Below are 16,740 nucleotides of genomic sequence, written 5' to 3'. Positions count from 1 at the left end.
CCAGCAGCAGCTCGACGACCGGCCGCTGGGCATTGCCGGCGCGATCTCGCCGGACGGCTACCGGGTGAAGCCCTGGCATCGAGTCACCACGACACCGTTGACGAAGTACCTGGCGAAAGACTGTCCGCCGCCCGCGAGAGCGCTCGGCTGACCGGCGCGATCACAACGCGACGGCCGGGCGGCTCGGGCACAGTCACCTGAAGTGCGCGGCGGCGGGCCACGCGCTCGGCCAACGAGTGCGCGGCCCGCCCTGCTGAGCCACGGTCAGTTGACCGACGGGTTCAGTGCCACCTTGAGCCAGCCCGGCTTGCGCATGTCGAACTCTTCGTACGCCGTCATCACCTCGCGCATCGGCTCATGCTGGGTCAGCATCTGCTCCGGTCTGACCACGCCGGACTCGACCATCGCCAGCAGCTTCGGGATGTAGCGAGGGTGGTTGCCGTTGCCCATGTTGATGGTGAGGTTCTTGTTCATCGCGGTGCCGATCGGGAAGAATCGGTCCGTCGGCGGGTACACGCCGATGATCGCGAGGGTCCCCGCCTTAGCCAGGGACTCGATCGCCCAGTGGTGGGCCTGGGTCGGAGCGTCGCCGGGCCTCCAGCGGCCGTTGCGCTCGTTGGTCTTCGGGGCGATCTCCCGCAACTCCGCCCGGTGCAGTTCGTCCGTGTCTCGGGCTTTCGCGGCCGCCGGGCCGGACTTCGGGCTCTCCGCGTCGACCCCGACGGCGTCGATCGCCCGGTCCGGACCTATGCCACGGGTCAGTTCCATGATCGCTTCGACCGGGTCCACCTCGTTGAAGTTGATGACCTCGGCGCCGAGTGCCCGGGCACGTTCCAGCCGATCGGCGTGACCGTCGATCGCGAGCACCCGGCCCGCGCCGCGCTGGAACGCGGATAGAATGGCGAACTGACCCACCGGCCCGCAGCCCCAGACCGCAACCACGTCGCCGTCGGTGACCTGCGCGATGACCGCGCCGAAGTATCCCGTGGGGTAGATGTCCGACAGCGGGATCGCCTGCTCGTCGGTGATCGATTCGGGCAGCCCGAACAGGTTGGTGTGCGCGTAGGGGACGCGAGCGTACTCCGCCTGCAGACCGTTGAAGGAGCCGTTGTCCGCGGGCGCCCCGTAGAAGGCCGTTCCGGACCGGGCGCCGTTCGGGTTGATCGTGTCGCACTGCGCGTAGTAGCCGGCGCGGCAGTACGCGCACGAGCCGCAGCCGAGGACCGCGGATAACAGCACGCGGTCGCCGCGGCGGAAGTTGCGGACGTTTTTGCCGACCTCTTCGACCACGCCGACACCCTCGTGACCGAGGACGAGGCCCGGCCTCATCCCCCGCACGGTACCCCGGATGAAATGCAGATCAGTGCCGCATATCGCCGCGGTGGTGATGCGGACGATGGCATCGGTGGACTGCTCGATCTTCGGTTCGGGCACGGTGTCCAGGCGGATGTCCCCCACGTCATGCCACACAACTGCTTTCATCGCGCTCCTTCGTCCCGCCGAGTTTGATGTGACCCGGCGAGGCCTTCCCACGATTGCGCGGCTCTACCGCGGGGCGAGGGCTACTGCATGGCACGGTCGGCCACCGCGATGACGAATGCCACCGCGGTGGACACGAACGTACTGGGAAGATCTGCGACCGTCGATTGGGCGGTCGGGGACGAGCTACGGCGCGGGGGACTCGGTCGCGCCGATGGCGCGAATGCGGGCCGGCCACAGCGCCTTGGTACCGAGGGTCGTGACGATCGCGGGCACGAGCAGCGGGCGGATGAGGAATGTGTCGAGCAGAATCCCGAAAGCCATCGCGAATCCGAACTGGAACAGTTCCCGGATCGGCTGCGTCATCAGAACGGCGAACGTCGCGGCGAGGATGAGCCCGGCGGAGGACACGACCCCGCCGGTGCGGGTAACCGCCGCCCGGATCGCTTCCGGTAGCGCCCGGACGCGTAGCTCCTGCTTGAGCCGGCTCATCACGAAGATGTTGTAGTCAACGCCCAGGGCGACGAGGAACACGAAGATGTAGGCGGCGACCCGGTTGCCGATACCCTCGTCGCCCAGCACGGTCAGGGTCAGCAACGTGGTCGCCCCGAGCGTGGCGACGAACGACAACACCAGGGTCATGGCCAGGTAGACCGGCGCAAGGACGGAGCGCAGCAGCAGGCCGAGCACCACGGTGACGATCGCCAACACCAGCACGACGATGTAGCCCATGTCCCGGTCGAGCGCGTCACGGATGTCGGCGGTCTGCGCCGTCTCGCCGGCCACGAGCACCTCTGCGCCGCCAACACCGGCGTTCGCGGCCGCGGTGCCGGCGGCTGCGCGCAGCGGTGCGACCATGTCGAAGGCGTGGGAGCCGTACGGGTCGACGTCGAGAACGACCTGGACGGCCGCGGCGGTGCCGTCACCGCTGAGCTGTGGCCGCCCGCCGACGCGCGCCACCCCGTCGACGGCCCGCAGCGCCGCCGCGATCGCGGCGCTCTGCGCGGCGGTGACACCGGCACTGGAGTGCACCAGCACCGTGGTGGGGGCGATCTCGCCGGGGCCGAGGCCGTCACGCAGGAGCGCCTGGCCACGTGCCGAGTCGGTTTCGATGCGGAAGCCGCTGACGAAGTCGAAGCTGGTCCGGTAGTTCACCAGGCCGAGACTCAGCAGTGCGAGAACGGCGACGACTCCTGCGATCACCTTGGCCGGCGCGTCGGTCACCAGCCGCGCCACCCGATGCCAAGCGGCGCCGCCCAAGCCGCGCTGCGCGGCCCGGCGCTCGCTCAGCGGCCAGAACACGGCTCGGCCGGCCAGCAGTACCAGTGCAGGAATGAACGTAAACGCCACCAGCGCCATCGCCGCCACGCCCAGTGCAAGGTAGGGGCCGAACCCGCGCAGCGCAGGGGACGCCGACACCAGCAGGGCGAACATGGCCAGCACCACGGTCGAAGCGCTGGACAGCACCGTCTCACCGACGCCTCGCATGGCGATCTGCATTGCCCTGAAGCGGTCCGGCTCGTCGATCAGGGCCTCGCGATAGCGGGCGGTGATGATGAGGGCGTAGTCGGTGCCGACTCCGAACAGCAGCACCGTCATGATCGACGCCGTCTGGGAGCTGATGTCGAACCAGCCCGCGTGGGCCATCAGGGCGCCGAGGCTCTGCGCGACCCGCATCGCGACACCGACCGCCAGCAACGGAATCAGCGCCATCAGCGGTGAACGGTAGATCGCCAGCAGGATGGCCACCACGAGCACGACCGTGGCCAGAAGCAACGTCCTGTCGCCGCCGCTGAACACCGCCGTGGTGTCGGTCGCGATGCCGGCCGGGCCGGTCACCGCGACCTCGGCGTCACCGGCCTGCTGGTCGGCGACGCGACGCACGGCGGCAACTGTGTAGCGAAACGACGCATCCGACGGGCTGCCCTGCACGTTGGCGACCACGAGCTGGGTGCCGCCATCTGCGGAGACCAGGCCTTCGGCCGCCTGCGGAGCCCGCGCCGCCGAGATCACTCCGGCCACGCCGCCCGGACGGTCCGGTCCCGTCAGGACGTCGTTGATGCGCAGTGCGGCGTCGGCCGTCGCCTGCCGGTCGCTGCCGCGGCCGTGCACGACGATGATGGCGGGGGTTCCGGTCTGCTCGGGAAACGCCTGCCGCAACAGTTGACGTGCCCGCATCGAGTCCGACGCCGCCGGTGGCAGGTTCGCCGACGCGTTGTCTTCGACCGACTCGAGCTTCGGGGCGACGGCGGCCAACACCCCCACGATGATCAACCACAGGCCGACCGTCGCGGCGGCACGCAGCCGCGACGCCAGGAACATGCGCAGCAGGTTCGGATACATTCAGACGGTCCTCATCGACGGTGCAGCTTAGCGACAGGGGTGTCGCTAAGTTTTGAGGGACTCTAGCAGCCGCTTCATGCTGCCTGCCGGTGGGCATGACCATTGCGATGTGCGTGCGGGGAGAAGATGCCGAAGATCAGCGCGGGAACGGTCCGGGAGCATCGCGCGCGGCGTCTCGACCAACTTGTCGACGCCGCCGAAGCGATCATGGCCGAACATGGCGTCGACGGCCTGACGGCCGGCGCCGTAGCGACCCGCGCCGGCATCGCCCGCAACAGCATCTATCGGTACTTCGACTCCATCGACGAGCTCATCGAACTCGTCGTCACCCGCGAGTTCCCCGCGTGGGTGAGCGCGGTGAGCGCGGCGGTCGAGGCCGAGCGGACACCGCAGGCACGCGCCGTCGCCTATGTGCGCTCCAACCTCGAACTCGCCGCCCGCGGCAGCCACGGACGTCGGGCGGCGCTGTCACGCGGCGCCCTGTCGGCGGCCGGCCGACAACGCGTCAAGGACCTGCACGGCGACCTGACCGCCATCCTGGCGGAGGTGGTCAACGACCTCGACACGGCGCAGCCCGAGCTGCTGCACGCGGTCCTGCAGGCGCTGGTCGACGCCGGAATTGGTCGCATCGACGTCGGGGGCGAACCGCGGGGTGTCATCGACTACGCCTGCGATGCCGCCACGCTGCTCGTCGGCTGACCGTCCCGGGTCGCCCTGCGCCGCGCAACCCACCCTCCGGTCGATCAGGCGGTTGGCGATCGTGGGGGCGAGCACGGACTGGCCCGCGGCAGCGGTGCGCAGGCCGTGTGGCCCCGCTTCCATCCGCGGCCGTGTGCGCGGCGGACGGGGCCGCATGCGCGTGGCTGGTCGGGCCGGATCGCCGGCCGTTCGGACCCTGACGGTCGCGGACGGCCGGCATCCGGTGCTGTTTGCCGGAACGGTGCTGTGTCAGACGCCGATGTTCCGGCCGTCGACGCGCCACGCCACGGCGATGCCGGGCTTGGCGAAGTCACCGTCGGGCCAGTTCGATGCCGGGTTCTCGATCGACGCGCCGCTGATCTCGCCCGGGTGCTGGACGGCGACGAAGGCGCTCCTGTTGTCGGCGTGGATCCACGGGCCGCAGGTCTCCGCGCCGTAGGGGACTGTCAGGAACTGCTTGAGGCGACCCTTCTCAGGGCCTTCCAGCGGTACCGCGAAAAGACCGTCGTTGGTGCCCAGTGCGTTGCCGTCGGTGGCGATCCACAGGTTGCCGGCGCCGTCGAACGCGACGTTGTCCGGGCAGGAGATCGGCGAGACCTTGGTCTTGTCGAAGCCCATGAAGTACGTCGCCGGATCCTTGGGGTCGCCGCAGACGATCGGGATCGTCCAGGTGAACGTGGTCGCCGTGTGGTCGCCGTTGTCCTCGGTGATCTCGAAGATGTGGCCGTGCTTGTTGTTGGTGCGGGGGTTCGCCTCGTCGGCGGGCGCCTTGCCGGCCGGGCCGCGGGCCGTGTTGTTGGTCAGCGCGACGTAGATCTTGCCGGTCTTCGGGTTGGGCTCGACGTCCTCGGGCCGGTCCATCTTCGTGGCGCCGACCGCGTCGCCGGCGAGCCGGGTGAAGACCAGCACCTCCGCGGTGGTCATGCCCGGCACCTGCGACTGGCCGTCCTTGACCAGCGGTACCCACGTGCCGGTGCCGTTGAACGCGCCGTCGGTGGGCAGCTTGCCGCTGCCGTCGATCTCCGCGGCCGAGGTGAAGCCGAGCTTCGCCACGTAGAGCGTGCCGGACTCGAGGAGGGTCAGGTTGTGCCGGCGGGCGGAGGACGACTTGCCGGAGTCGAACTTCTTGTCCGACACGAACTTGTAGAGGTAGTCGAAGCGCTCGTCGTCGCCCATGTAGGCGACGGCCTTGCCGTTGCCGGCGATGACGACGTTGGCGCCCTCATGCTTCACCCGGCCGAGGGCCGTGTGCTTGCGCGGCGCCGAGTCCGGGGTGAACGGGTCGATCTCGACGATCCAGCCGAAACGGTTGGCCTCGTTGGGGTGCTTCGACAGGTCGAAGCGCTCGTCGGCGCGGTCCCATTTGCGGCTGCCGGACGGGTAGTGGTTGACGGTGTCGATCCCGTACCGGTTGAACCGGTCCTTGTCGACGCCGGTCGACGTCTCGGCGCCCACGAAGTACTGGTTGAAGTTCTCCTCGCCGGACAGGATGGTGCCCCAGGGCGTGACGCCGCCGGCACAGTTGTTCAGCGTGCCGATGACGTCGCGGCCGCTCGGGTCGGCCTTGGTCTTCAGCAGGGCGCTGCCGGCGGCCGGGCCGTCGACCGTGAAGTGCGTGGCGAGCGCGGTGACGCGGCGGTTGTACCGGCGCCGGCCCTTCGACACCGGCACCCAGCGGCCGGTGTCGCCGACCCGCTCGAGCTCGACGATCGACATGCCGTGGGCGGCCATCGCGACCCGCAGCTGCTCCACCGACAGCCCGTCGATGCCGGGGAAGCCGGGGAACATGAGGTCCTCGTTGGTGTACTCGTGGTTGCACACGAGCAGCGCCTGATCGCCGCGGCGGTCGAGCGGCAGCACCGCGACGAAGTCGTTGTTGTACCCGAACTGCTTCGACTGCGCCTCGGCGCTCTGCTTGGCCACGTTGAACCGCGGCGCGCCCGGCACGACCTCGTCGCCCCACTTGATGACGACGGCGTGCTCGTAGCCGTTGGGCACGACGATGCCGTCGACCTGGTTCGGGGTGACGGCCTTGAAGGTCAGCTGGGACGGCTCCGGCGACTTCGCCGCGAACGTGTCGACCTCCGGCAGCTCGACGTCCGTGCCGCCGGCTGCCGCGCCGGGGGCGGCGAACGCGGGCACGCCGGCGGCGGCGACGCCGGTGCCGGCCAGACCGATGGCGAGCGCGCCGCGCATGAGGCCGCGGCGGCTGACGCTGTTCACGAGGTCGCCGAAGTACTCGTTGTCCGACTGGTTCGGAACAGGGTGGTCGCAGGCGTTACCGCAGCGGTACAGGCAGGTCATGCGATCACGTCCGCTGTGGGTCACCTTCGCCGTGCCGATGAACGGCAGATGGCGCCGGGTTGGCTCCTGCATACGGGCTCCTTGCGAGAACGGAAGTCGTGTTCACCTGGGATTTCTTCGGCACCGTATGAGCCGATGGTGAACGCTGCTCGACCTCCAGCTGAACCATTACGTGGAGGTGTTCATATTCCTCGCAATTTGGACAATAGCGGGCCGCCTCAATGTCCGCTCACCATGCCGGATGCCGCTAAGCGCCCCAGGCGGCAGGCGCAATCGAGGTTCAGTCGACGTCGTCAGGTTGCCGTAGCCGGCCATATAGGGTGCCGCGCGGCTTTTCCAGCGGCAGCCGGGCCATCGCCCGGCCGAGCTCCCCCCGCGCTCGCAGAAAATGCTCGGCCGCCCGCTGCGCCGCCGCCACGGCCTCCTCATCCACGGACGCTGCTGTACGGCCGAGATCACCGGCGATGTTGTGCAGGGGCCCCATCGACGCCATCAACGGGGCGATGACGCGCCCAGGATCGATCCGGACGCCGGTGGCAAGACAGGCGGCGAGCTCAGCGACGGCGTCGGCCACCTTCTGTGCCAACCGGGTCGGCTCGGATGTCATCGGCACAGCCTAGGACTGCCCGTGCGGCGCCGAGGTGCGGGTAGCCATCCCGCGATCTCCACGCCAGGAGCCGAGCTGACGCCTCAGCCGGCGAGCAGCTCCAAGGTGTCGACGACCCGGTTCGAGAAGCCCCACTCGTTGTCATACCACGCGACGACCTTGACGTGCCGGCCGTCGACGCGGGTCAGCGCGGCGTCGAAGACCGCCGACGCGGGGTTGCCCGCGATGTCGCTGGAGACGAGTGGGTCGGTCGCGTACTCGAGGATGCCCGCGAGCCGGCCGTCCGCCGCCGCGCGGTACGCGGCCAGCACCTCGTCGCGGGTCACCTCGCGCTCCACGGTCGTGTTCAGCTCGACGATCGAGCCGACGGGCACCGGCACCCGGATCGAGTCGCCGGAGAGCTTGCCGGAAAGCGTTGGCAGGACGAGCCCGATCGCCTTGGCGGCGCCGGTCGTGGTCGGCGCGATGTTGACGGCGGCGGCCCGGGCCCGGCGCAGGTCGCGATGCGGGCCGTCCTGCAGGTTCTGCTCCTGCGTGTAGGCGTGCACGGTCGTCATGAATCCGTGCTCGATGCCGGCGAGCTCGTGCAGTACCGAAGCGAGCGGCGCCAGCGCGTTCGTCGTGCACGAGGCGTTCGAGACGATTGTGTGCGCGGCCGGGTCGTACGCCTCCGTGTTGACGCCGTAGGCGAGCGTGACATCGGCCCCGGCCGACGGTGCGCTCACGAGCACGCGCCGCGCGCCGGCGTCCAGGTGCGCGCGGGCGGCGTCGGCGGCAGTGAACCGGCCGGTGGCTTCAAGCACCAGGTGTACGTCGAGCTCGGCCCACGGCAGCTTCCCGGGCTCGCGCTCGGCGAGCACCCGGATGCGCCGGCCGTCGACGACGATCTCGTCGGCGTCGACCAGCACGGTGCGACCGAACCGGCCGAGGGTGCTGTCGTAGCGGAGCAGGTGGGCGAGGGTCGCGGGGTCGGCAAGGTCGTTGACGGCGACGACCTCGAGCGGGCTGCCGCGCTCGATGAGCGTGCGCAGCACGCTGCGCCCGATGCGGCCGAATCCGTTGATGGCAATGCGAATGGTCACGCCTCGATGGTCGGTGCGCCTGCCGTGCGCCGACAGGCGCTCCCGCGCCAGTCCGCGCAAGGATCGCGCCAGGCGCCCGGCGGGTTCAGGACGCGCGCGGCATCGGCCGGGCGAAGGTGCGCCGGTACTCGCTCGGCGAGGTGCCGAGGATCCGCTGGAAATGCATCCGCAGGTTGGCGCCGGTGCCGAGCCCGACCTGGGCGGCGATCTGCTCGACGCCGAGATCGCTGCGCTCCAGCAGCTCGCGGGCCCGGTCGACGCGGGCGCGGAGGATCCACTGCGTGGGCGTGTGTCCGGTCTCCTCGACAAAGCGACGCGAGAGCGTGCGCGCCGACACGTTCGCGTTGCGGGCGAGGTCGCCGAGCGCGAGCGGCTCGCCGAGCCGTTCGAGGGCCCACTGGCGGGTGGCCGCGAAGTGCTCGCCGGCGGCCTCCGGCACGCTGTGCGGGATGTACTGCACCTGCCCTCCGCTGCGGTACGGCGCGGCGACGAGCCGCCGGGCGACGCTGTTGGCCAGGGCGACGCCGTGGTCGCGGCGCACGAGGTGCAGGCAGAGGTCGATGCCGCTGGCGGCGCCGGCCGAGGTGAGCACCTCGCCCTCGTCGACGAACAGCACGTCCTCGTCGACACGGATCTCGGGGTGCCGGCGGGCGAGCTCGTGCGTGTAGTGCCAATGCGTCGTCGCGCGCCTGCCGTCGAGCAGTCCGGTCGCGGCGAGCGCGAACGCCCCGGTCGAGATCGCCGCGAGCCGCACCCCACCGGCGTGCGCAGCCCGCAGCGCGGCGACGACGTCGGCGGGCGGGTCCTCGCGGTCGGGATGCCGGTATCCCGGGATGAAGATCGTGTCGGCGGCGTCGAACGCGTCGAGCCCCTCGGCGACGTGGTAGGCCAGCCCGTCACCACCGGCGACGAGCCCGGGCGCGGCGCCGCACACGTGGACCTCATAGGGCATGCTCGGCCGGTTCGTGAACACCTGGGCCGGTATGCCGACGTCGAGCGGCTTCGCTCCGTCGAGTACGAGCACGACCACGCGATGGATCCCCTCGGCCATCGCCGCCCCCTTCCGTCGTGGTGCAGCCTCGCACCGCCGGATCGGGTCCCGACAGTGGCGTGATCGCCGCGTACCGCAAGTTTCTCGCCACCCGCCGGTGTGCTCACAGGCCGGACTCCAGGAGTTGCTGGAGCTTGACCCCTTCCGGAAGCCGGTCCCAGGCCAGGCAGGTGCCGAAGCGTGGCTGAAGCGATGTGACGGAGCCGGTGAATTGGCCGGGATGTACGGTCTGGAGCCGTAACACGAATCAGCGGTTGTACCAGTCTGTGGTGCCGTCCAGGTAGTGCTTGTTGCGTTCGGTGAAGGCTTCGACAGTGAGCGGAGCCCGGCCGGTCAGGTCTTCGACGTTGTTGTTGACGCCGGCGAAAATGCCGTTGCGGTAATCCACGGCCACGGCGATCAGGTGTTGCATGAAATGCGGATCGAGGCCGCGTTTCTCCAGGTCGGCGTGGAATTCGTCGAGGCTGATCGGCACGTAGGACACTGTGCGGCCCAGGACATGGGTCATCGCCTCGGCGATCTGGTGGTGGTTCATCTCGACGGCACCGTACAGCGGGTAGATCTTGCCGGCGTGCTGCTGCGGATCGGCCAGGAGCGCCGCGATGACACGGCCCTGGTCCTCGGCGGCGATGGGAGCGTGGCGGCCGTCGGCGAAGGGCAGTCGCAGCTCACCGGTCTCGACGTCGAAGAAGTTGACCAGCCATTCGGCGAAGAACGTGGGCCGGATGTGGGTGACCCCGCCGCTGAAGTGGTCGAGGAGCCGTTCGGCGATCCAGTGCTGGCGGGCGGCGGCGCTGACGGCGTCTCGCCGGGCCGAGATCTGCGACATGTTCACGATGGCCGAGACGTTGTTCTCCTCGGCGGCCTGCAACAGGATCGCGCTGGCCTCGATCAGCCCGGGGGCGATCGGGTAGGTCAGGTACACGGCGTCGATTCCCCTGGCCGCCTTCGACACCGCGTCGAGGTCGAGCAGGTCGGCCACGACGATCTCGGCGCCGACTGTGGCCAGCCGGTCCGACCTCTTGTCGGTGCGGCGCACCAGCGCCCGCACGTGATGGCCGTGCTCGAGCAGGGTCTTCGCGGCGTATCCGCCGGTCTTGCCGGATGCGCCGGTGATCAGGATGTTGCTCGCCATCATGGTTCCCTTCGGGCTGGGTCCTCATGTTCTGCGGTAGGCAACAACCGCAGACCATGAGGACATATGCCCTATACCGAGCCCTTTTCACCCGTAGATCAGGCGCGGGTGGGCTGACCGAACCAGCGGTAGAGGTGGTCGTCCAGGTCCTGCTGATCGTCGCCGATCCAGGCGACGTGGCCGTCGGGGCGCAGCAGGACGCACGGAACATCCAGTGCCGCGGTGGGATCCGCGAGGTAGTCGACCCGGTCCGACCAGCCGCCGACGGTCAGGCGTTCGGTGCGGTCCAGCAGCAGGCCGCGGCCGCGATGCAGCAGATCGTAGAGGTGGCCCTGTTGCACGTCGATGTCGCGCAGGCGGCGGCCGAGCAGGTCGGGGCCTTCGCCGAAGTCGTAGCGGAGGCCGATCGCGGTGATCTTCTCGATCAGATAGCGGTTCACCTCGTCGAAGTCCATCAGTTCGGTGAGCAGCCTGCGCACGGCCTGCGGGCCCGCTTCGGTGGACAGCAGTTCCATCTGGGCGCGGGTGTTGTCCAGCACGTCCTCGGCGACCGGATGACGTTCGGCCTGGTAGGTGTCCAGCAGTGTTTCCGGCGCCCAGCCGCGGATCTGCGCGGCCAGTTTCCAGCCGAGGTTGAACGCGTCCTGAACGCCCAGGTTGAGGCCCTGTCCGCCGGTGGGTGGATGGATGTGTGCCGCATCGCCGGCCAGCAGCACCCGCCCGACCCGATAACGTTCGGCGAGCCGGGTGGCATCCCCGAAACGGGACAACCAGCGCGGGGAGTGCACGCCGAAATCGGTTCCGGCGATGGTACGCAACTGTTGTCTGAAATCCTCGAGGGTGGGCGGTTCCGTGCGGTCGCCGACTCCCGCGGCGGGAACCACGACGCTATAGACCCCAACGCCTGCGGGCCGGAGCCAGAATCGCTGATGGGTCCCGCTGATTTCGGTCACCCTGGCGGCGATCTCCTCCTGCGGTACCCCCACCGCCATCTCGCCCATCAGCGTCTCGGTCCGCGAGGGTTCGCCGGGGAAGCCGACGCCGAGCAGTTTGCGCACCGTACTGCGCCCGCCGTCACAGCCGACGAGATAGCGCGAACGCAGCCGTTCCCCGTCGGCCAGCTCGACGGTCACGCCGTCGTCGTCCTGCTCGAGACCGGCCACCGTACAACCGCGCCGGACCAGCGCACCCAGTTTGGTCGCATGTTCTTCGAGCAGGTGAACGATGACCGGCTGCGGGATGCCCAGCAGATAGGCGTGCGCGGAATCCAGGCCCTCGGGCGCGGGTTTGTTGATGGCGGCGAAGAAGCCGCCGGCCGGACGCTGTCTTCCGCGTTCGAGAATGCGCTGCAGCAGTCCGCGCATTGCCATCAGCTCGATGCTGCGAATATGCAGACCGACGATGCGGACGAACGACGCAGGCTCGGTTTCCTTCTCCAGGACGAGTACCCGCACATCGTGCAGCCGCAGTTCGGCGGCCAGCATCGCACCGGTCGGCCCGCACCCGGCAATGATCACGTCGAACATGAGGGGCGCGGGGACCTGCAGAGAGTGCATGTGTGTTGCCTTTCGGGAGTGCCTTGTTGGCGAGGCGCTCCCGGCGACACCTACGTCAATCGCCCGACCGTGACGGGAAGGGGAGCACCCACATCGATACAGCGTTCATGGGTCTCACCTCCTCGGGCGGTGTCTCGGTCAACCGCAGGCTACAAGCCCGAGCATCATCCCGTCCAATCCTTGCCTGCCACGTGATCAGAGCCGCTCATGCGCCGGTCGCCGGCGCGACGTAGCGGAAGGTGCGGCGCTCGGCGCGGGCGAACCGCCGGACGAGGAGCCCTCCGACGGCGCGCAGGGCGGGACCACCCGGGATCCGCCGCACGGCGTGCGGCGGGAGGCCGTGCATCACCCAGGCGAGCACTGCCGGGACGTCGCGGGGGCTGTACTGCGGCGCGAAGTGCTCCTTGTCGAGCCGCTCCCAGTCGTGCTGGGTGAGGTGGGCCTGGACGAGCGCCATCGCGTCACGTTCCTCGTGGGCGAGGTGGGCCTCGAGCCGGTCGCGCAGTTCGGTGACGTGCCCGGCGAGTACCTCGCGCGCGTCGGCGGTGCCGGTGGTCTCGGCGGCCAGTCCGGCGAACCCGGCGCCGCAGGCCTGCAGCAGCGGGTCGATGTGCTCGTGCTCGGCGGCCATCGCGCGCAGTACGGCGGCGTCCTCGCCACCGGCCGAGCGCTGCAGCAGCAGCGGCCAGAGCCCGGAGTCCTCACCGTGGTGGTGCTTGTGCAGTGCGCGTGAGAACAGCGCCCACCGGCGCTGGAGCCGTTTCCAGCACGCCCGGTCCCCGGCCGGGGTGGCGGCCGAGGCCACGGTGAACAGGGCGAGGTCGCGCCGGAACGCGTGGTGCATCAGATACATGCCCGCGGGGTCGACAGGGCCGGCGGGTGCGGCCGTCTGACCGGGAAGGACGAGCTGCTCGACGCCGAGGGCACCGTCCGGGCGGATCGTGGCTGTCATGATCTCTCCTTTCGCTTGAGCCACGGTACTATGAATTGACCTCTGATAAAGTCAATTAGTGGTCGAACGAAAGCGGACATATCACTCGAACATCCGGGCGCAGCAGGCCGAGCGGACCCGAAGCGCCGTGATCGCCGCCGCCGCGGAGTGCTTCACCCGGCTCGGATACGCCGAGACGACCATGAAAGCCATCGCGGCACACGCGGGTGTCTCGGCGCAGACCGTCTTCGCGCACGGCAGCAAGGCCGCGCTGCTGCTCGCCGCGGTCGACCGGAGCATCGCCGGCGACGACGACGCCGTGCCGCTGCTCGCACGGGACCGGTTCCAGCAGATGCTGAACGCGCGCGCCAAGGATGAGAAACTCCGCCTGCTGCGCGGGATCACGGTGGACTGGCTACCGACGGCCGGGCCGATCCTGCGCTCGTTCCGCGACGCGGCGCCCGGTGATCCCGAGATCGCCGCGGCGTGGCAGGAGTACGAACGCCGCCGCCACAGCGACGCGCGGACCATCATCGAGTCCTGCTCGCACCTGCTGCGGCCCGGGCTGACGGTCGAGCGGGCCACGGACATCTACTGGGCGGCCCTCAGCCTGCAGACGGCGGACGCATTCCTGCTCGGCCGGGGATGGTCACTGACCGATTACGCCGACTGGCTCATCGACGGCATGGACCGCCTACTGTTCCGATGACACCCGCCCCACCGGTACCGCGGGCCGGCTGACGGCCCGCGGTACCGCCGGGTCTTACTTGCCCTTCAGGCAGAGAACCGTGCCCTTCTGGCCCGACTTGCCCTCCCAGTAGGTGTCCGTCGCCTCCCGCCACTGGTTGCACACGTCGGTCGCGTTGACCTCGCTCTCGGTCTTGTCCTCGACCCGGCCGAGCACGCTGAAGTTCGCGTCGGCGCTGTCGCACTTGACGATCGCCAGATCGTTCGCGCCCTTCTGGTGCAGGCAGTCGCCGACCTTGGCGTTCAGGGCGTCGTCGCGGCTGAGGAACCAGCCGACGCCGGCCACCACGATCAGGACGACAATCGAGATCACCAGCCGCGGGACCTTGATGCCCTTCTTGGCCGGCTGCGGCGCCACGGGCTGCTGCAGGGGCGGCTGCTCCTGCGGCTGCGGCTGCTGCTGCTGGGGTGTGGTCATGGTGTTAATGCCTCCCGTTGAATGTGTACCGGGTATGGCTACCGGGTCGGAACCGGTTCGTCGAGGGGTAGTTCGCTTCCCAGCTTGTGACGTTGATCGCTTACGCGGACCGCCACAGCACGGCTACGTTCGTCAATCCGGCAGGACGGGCTTCTCCCAGACGGACACGTGCTGGGTGCTCTCGCTCGTGAACGGCTCGTGGTGCCAGTTCGCCCACCGGTCCCATAGGCGCAGGCCGGCCATCTGGGCCATCAGGTCCAGCTCGGCGGGCCAGACGTAGCGAAACGGGATCGAGCGGAAGCCGCCGCGGCCGTTGACGACCTCGACGTAGTTCGAGCTCATGGACTGGGTCGCGACGTCGTACAGGTCGTAGGCCCACCGCGTCTCGCTCACGTGGAACGGCACGACATCCTGCCCGGGCGGGAGCCTGCGCAGGTCCGGCATCATGACCTCGACGACGAACCGGCCGCCGGGCTGCAGGTGCGCCGCGACATTGCGGAAGCAGGCCACCTGCGCCGCCTGCGTCGTCAGGTTCATGATCGTGTTGAAGACCAGGTACGCCACGGAGAAGGCCCCCTCCACCCGCGTCGTGGCGAAGTCCCCGATCGTCACGCCGATAGCGTCGCCGCCGGGTTTCTCGCGCAGCCGGGCGACCATGGCCCGCGACAGGTCGATGCCCTGCACGGCGACGCCGCGGGCGGCCAGCGGCAGCGCGATGCGCCCCGTGCCGATGCCGAGCTCCAGCGCCCGGCCACCGTCGGCGAGCTCGACGAGCGTGTCAACCACCGGCTCGACCACCGCCGGGTCGGCCATGTCCGCCGACGACTCGTCGTACCTGGCCGCGACCCGTTCCCCGAAGTACCCATCTTGATCGATCACCGCAGGACCCTACCGCGGCTCCGCCGAGCACTGCGCGGGGCGCCGTTGCTTCCCGCGGCATTGCCTTGGATCACTACTGGATGGTGATCGTTCGCTTCTGCACGCCCCAGCGGTCGGCCTCGGCGCCCGGGAGCCACACGTCGACGATCTGGCCCTGAATCCAGGTGCCGATGTCGGCCGCGTAGCAGTACCCGTACCCGTCCACCCTGAAGCGGGTCCCCCACGGGATGTACCGGGTGTCGACCGCGCAGATGCCCAGCGCCGTGTTGATGCCGCTCGCCGTCTGGCCGAGGTCGTTATACGACGTGATCTCGTATTCGAACTGGGTTCCGGCGGGAATGGCGTACGGCTGGACGGCCCCGCTGTCGGCGAGCACGTACGGCTGGGACAGCGCTCCGGTGGAGGCGTCGCTCCCGTCGGAGCGCAGCGCCGCGACCGTGTAGTGCGCGTTGCGGCACGGTGCGGTATCGGTCACGGACAGCGTCGCCTGGCCCCAGTCGTCGACCCAGCCGACCGACTGGCTGTTGCGCCACACCCGGTACGCCGCGGCGCCCGTCACCCGGTTGAAGGTGATCGTCACGCTCGAGCCGCTGAGCGCACCGGTCACCGTGGACGGTGCGGGAAGCCGGCCACTCAGGCTGATCAGCGGCCCCTGGCTCGTCGAGTTGTGGCTCGGCCCGACGACGCGCGCCGGTGGGGTGACGGTCGACCAGAACGGGCAGGCCGCGAGGCTCGCACCGGGGCCCGTGCCACCGGTCGGCGACGGCGACGGGCTCTTCGTCGGCGACGGGCTCTTCGTCGGCGACGGGCTGGCCGGAGCGGAGGTCGGCGGCGGCGTGGAAGTGGCCGGCGGCGTGGAAGTGGGGGGCGCCGTCGTGCCGGCCGTCAGCACGAAGTCATCGGCGTAGTACGTCGGCTGCCCGTACCACCCGTGCACGAACACGGTCACGCTCGTGGTCGCGGACGATGTCGTGAAGGACGTCGTGAGCTGCTGGAACGTCCCACCGGTCGACGGGGTCCAGATGCTCGCGCCGGAGGCACCGACATACACGTAACTGCCGTTCACCCACGCCGTCAGCGTGTAGGTCGTGTTCGGCGAGACCGGTACGGATTGGGTGCACTGGGCCGTGTCGCCGGCGCTGGGCGTCGCCTTCAGCGCGTAGGTCCCGGAATGGACCGTGCCCGTCGCGGCGCTCGTCGTGCCGCTGCACGACCACCCGGACAGGCCGGACTCGAACCCCGGATCGCCGACAGGGTTCGCGCCGGCGTTGGCCGGCAGCACCATCGCGGAAATCGCCACGACGGCGACCGTCACGCACGCGGCGCCGATCGCCAGACCTCTCCACCTACGCATACATCGATGAGAATGGCTAGCTCGTCCGAATGTCAAGGTTTGTTAACTGTTTCTGAGGACCATTTATGGTGACCCTCAGGTCTGCCTGCAGCGCGGACCTGCGTGGCGACGCCGTCCTCGTGAACCGTTCGCCCCGCTCGGCACGACGAACAAGG

At 69.5% G+C, this 16,740-nt stretch carries 14 protein-coding genes; 2 read left to right on the top strand and 12 right to left on the bottom strand.

The features are described from left to right. Positions 1 to 264: 264 nt before the first annotated feature. Positions 265 to 1,482, bottom strand: a complete 1,218-nt coding sequence (locus ABD901_RS45255) for a zinc-dependent alcohol dehydrogenase (protein ID WP_345137685.1) — start codon at positions 1,480 to 1,482, stop codon at positions 265 to 267. Positions 1,483 to 1,665: 183 nt separating this feature from the next. After that, complete coding sequence (locus ABD901_RS45250; RefSeq protein WP_345137680.1) at positions 1,666 to 3,822, bottom strand: MMPL family transporter; 2,157 nt, start codon at positions 3,820 to 3,822, stop codon at positions 1,666 to 1,668. A 126-nt stretch (positions 3,823 to 3,948) separates the two neighbouring features. Here ABD901_RS45250 and ABD901_RS45245 point away from each other — a divergent pair, with 126 nt between their 5' ends. Continuing rightward, positions 3,949 to 4,521, top strand: a complete 573-nt coding sequence (locus ABD901_RS45245; protein WP_345137678.1) for a TetR/AcrR family transcriptional regulator — start codon at positions 3,949 to 3,951, stop codon at positions 4,519 to 4,521. A gap of 249 nt (positions 4,522 to 4,770) precedes the next feature. Here ABD901_RS45245 and ABD901_RS45240 read toward each other — a convergent pair whose 3' ends face one another. The 7 genes from ABD901_RS45240 to ABD901_RS45210 form a co-directional block, all read right to left on the bottom strand. Further along, positions 4,771 to 6,897, bottom strand: coding sequence for a PhoX family protein (locus tag ABD901_RS45240; RefSeq protein ID WP_345137676.1), 2,127 nt, complete (start codon positions 6,895 to 6,897; stop codon positions 4,771 to 4,773). 208 nt (positions 6,898 to 7,105) lie between these two features. After that, the gene (locus ABD901_RS45235; protein ID WP_345137673.1) at positions 7,106 to 7,432 is read right to left on the bottom strand and encodes a hypothetical protein; all 327 of its coding nucleotides are present in this window, start codon (positions 7,430 to 7,432) and stop codon (positions 7,106 to 7,108) included. A gap of 83 nt (positions 7,433 to 7,515) precedes the next feature. Continuing rightward, complete coding sequence (gap, locus tag ABD901_RS45230; protein WP_345137671.1) at positions 7,516 to 8,514, bottom strand: type I glyceraldehyde-3-phosphate dehydrogenase; 999 nt, start codon at positions 8,512 to 8,514, stop codon at positions 7,516 to 7,518. An 85-nt stretch (positions 8,515 to 8,599) separates the two neighbouring features. Then, complete coding sequence (locus ABD901_RS45225; protein WP_345137669.1) at positions 8,600 to 9,565, bottom strand: GlxA family transcriptional regulator; 966 nt, start codon at positions 9,563 to 9,565, stop codon at positions 8,600 to 8,602. Positions 9,566 to 9,812: 247 nt separating this feature from the next. Next, entirely contained in the window at positions 9,813 to 10,700 is an 888-nt protein-coding gene (locus ABD901_RS45220) for an NmrA family NAD(P)-binding protein (protein ID WP_345137667.1), read from the bottom strand. Between the two features lie 98 nt (positions 10,701 to 10,798). Then, complete coding sequence (gene rox / locus ABD901_RS45215) at positions 10,799 to 12,226, bottom strand: rifampin monooxygenase (protein WP_345137666.1); 1,428 nt, start codon at positions 12,224 to 12,226, stop codon at positions 10,799 to 10,801. A 235-nt stretch (positions 12,227 to 12,461) separates the two neighbouring features. After that, complete coding sequence (locus ABD901_RS45210; RefSeq protein WP_345137665.1) at positions 12,462 to 13,208, bottom strand: hemerythrin domain-containing protein; 747 nt, start codon at positions 13,206 to 13,208, stop codon at positions 12,462 to 12,464. A gap of 58 nt (positions 13,209 to 13,266) precedes the next feature. On the opposite strand from ABD901_RS45210, the gene ABD901_RS45205 reads away from it, so the two are divergent. Next, entirely contained in the window at positions 13,267 to 13,896 is a 630-nt protein-coding gene (locus ABD901_RS45205; RefSeq protein WP_345137663.1) for a TetR/AcrR family transcriptional regulator, read from the top strand. Positions 13,897 to 13,950: 54 nt separating this feature from the next. Here ABD901_RS45205 and ABD901_RS45200 read toward each other — a convergent pair whose 3' ends face one another. The 3 genes from ABD901_RS45200 to ABD901_RS45190 all read right to left on the bottom strand — a co-directional run bounded on the left by ABD901_RS45200 (position 13,951) and on the right by ABD901_RS45190 (position 16,585). Further along, positions 13,951 to 14,352: an LppU/SCO3897 family protein gene (locus tag ABD901_RS45200; protein WP_345137661.1), complete on the bottom strand. Its 402-nt coding sequence runs from the start codon at positions 14,350 to 14,352 to the stop codon at positions 13,951 to 13,953. A gap of 132 nt (positions 14,353 to 14,484) precedes the next feature. Further along, positions 14,485 to 15,231 carry a class I SAM-dependent DNA methyltransferase gene (locus ABD901_RS45195; RefSeq protein ID WP_345137659.1) on the bottom strand — a complete coding sequence of 249 codons (747 nt, stop codon included), beginning with the start codon at positions 15,229 to 15,231 and terminating at the stop codon, positions 14,485 to 14,487. A 73-nt stretch (positions 15,232 to 15,304) separates the two neighbouring features. Continuing rightward, a complete protein-coding gene (locus tag ABD901_RS45190; RefSeq protein ID WP_345137658.1) occupies positions 15,305 to 16,585 on the bottom strand; it encodes a carbohydrate binding domain-containing protein in 1,281 nt (426 codons plus the stop codon). Between the last annotated feature and the right edge of the window lie 155 nt (positions 16,586 to 16,740).

It is taken from the genome of Dactylosporangium darangshiense (genome assembly GCF_039537565.1).
Classification (GTDB): Bacteria; Actinomycetota; Actinomycetes; order Mycobacteriales; family Micromonosporaceae; genus Dactylosporangium; species Dactylosporangium darangshiense.
This window is presented reverse-complemented; position numbering and strand designations above follow the sequence as displayed.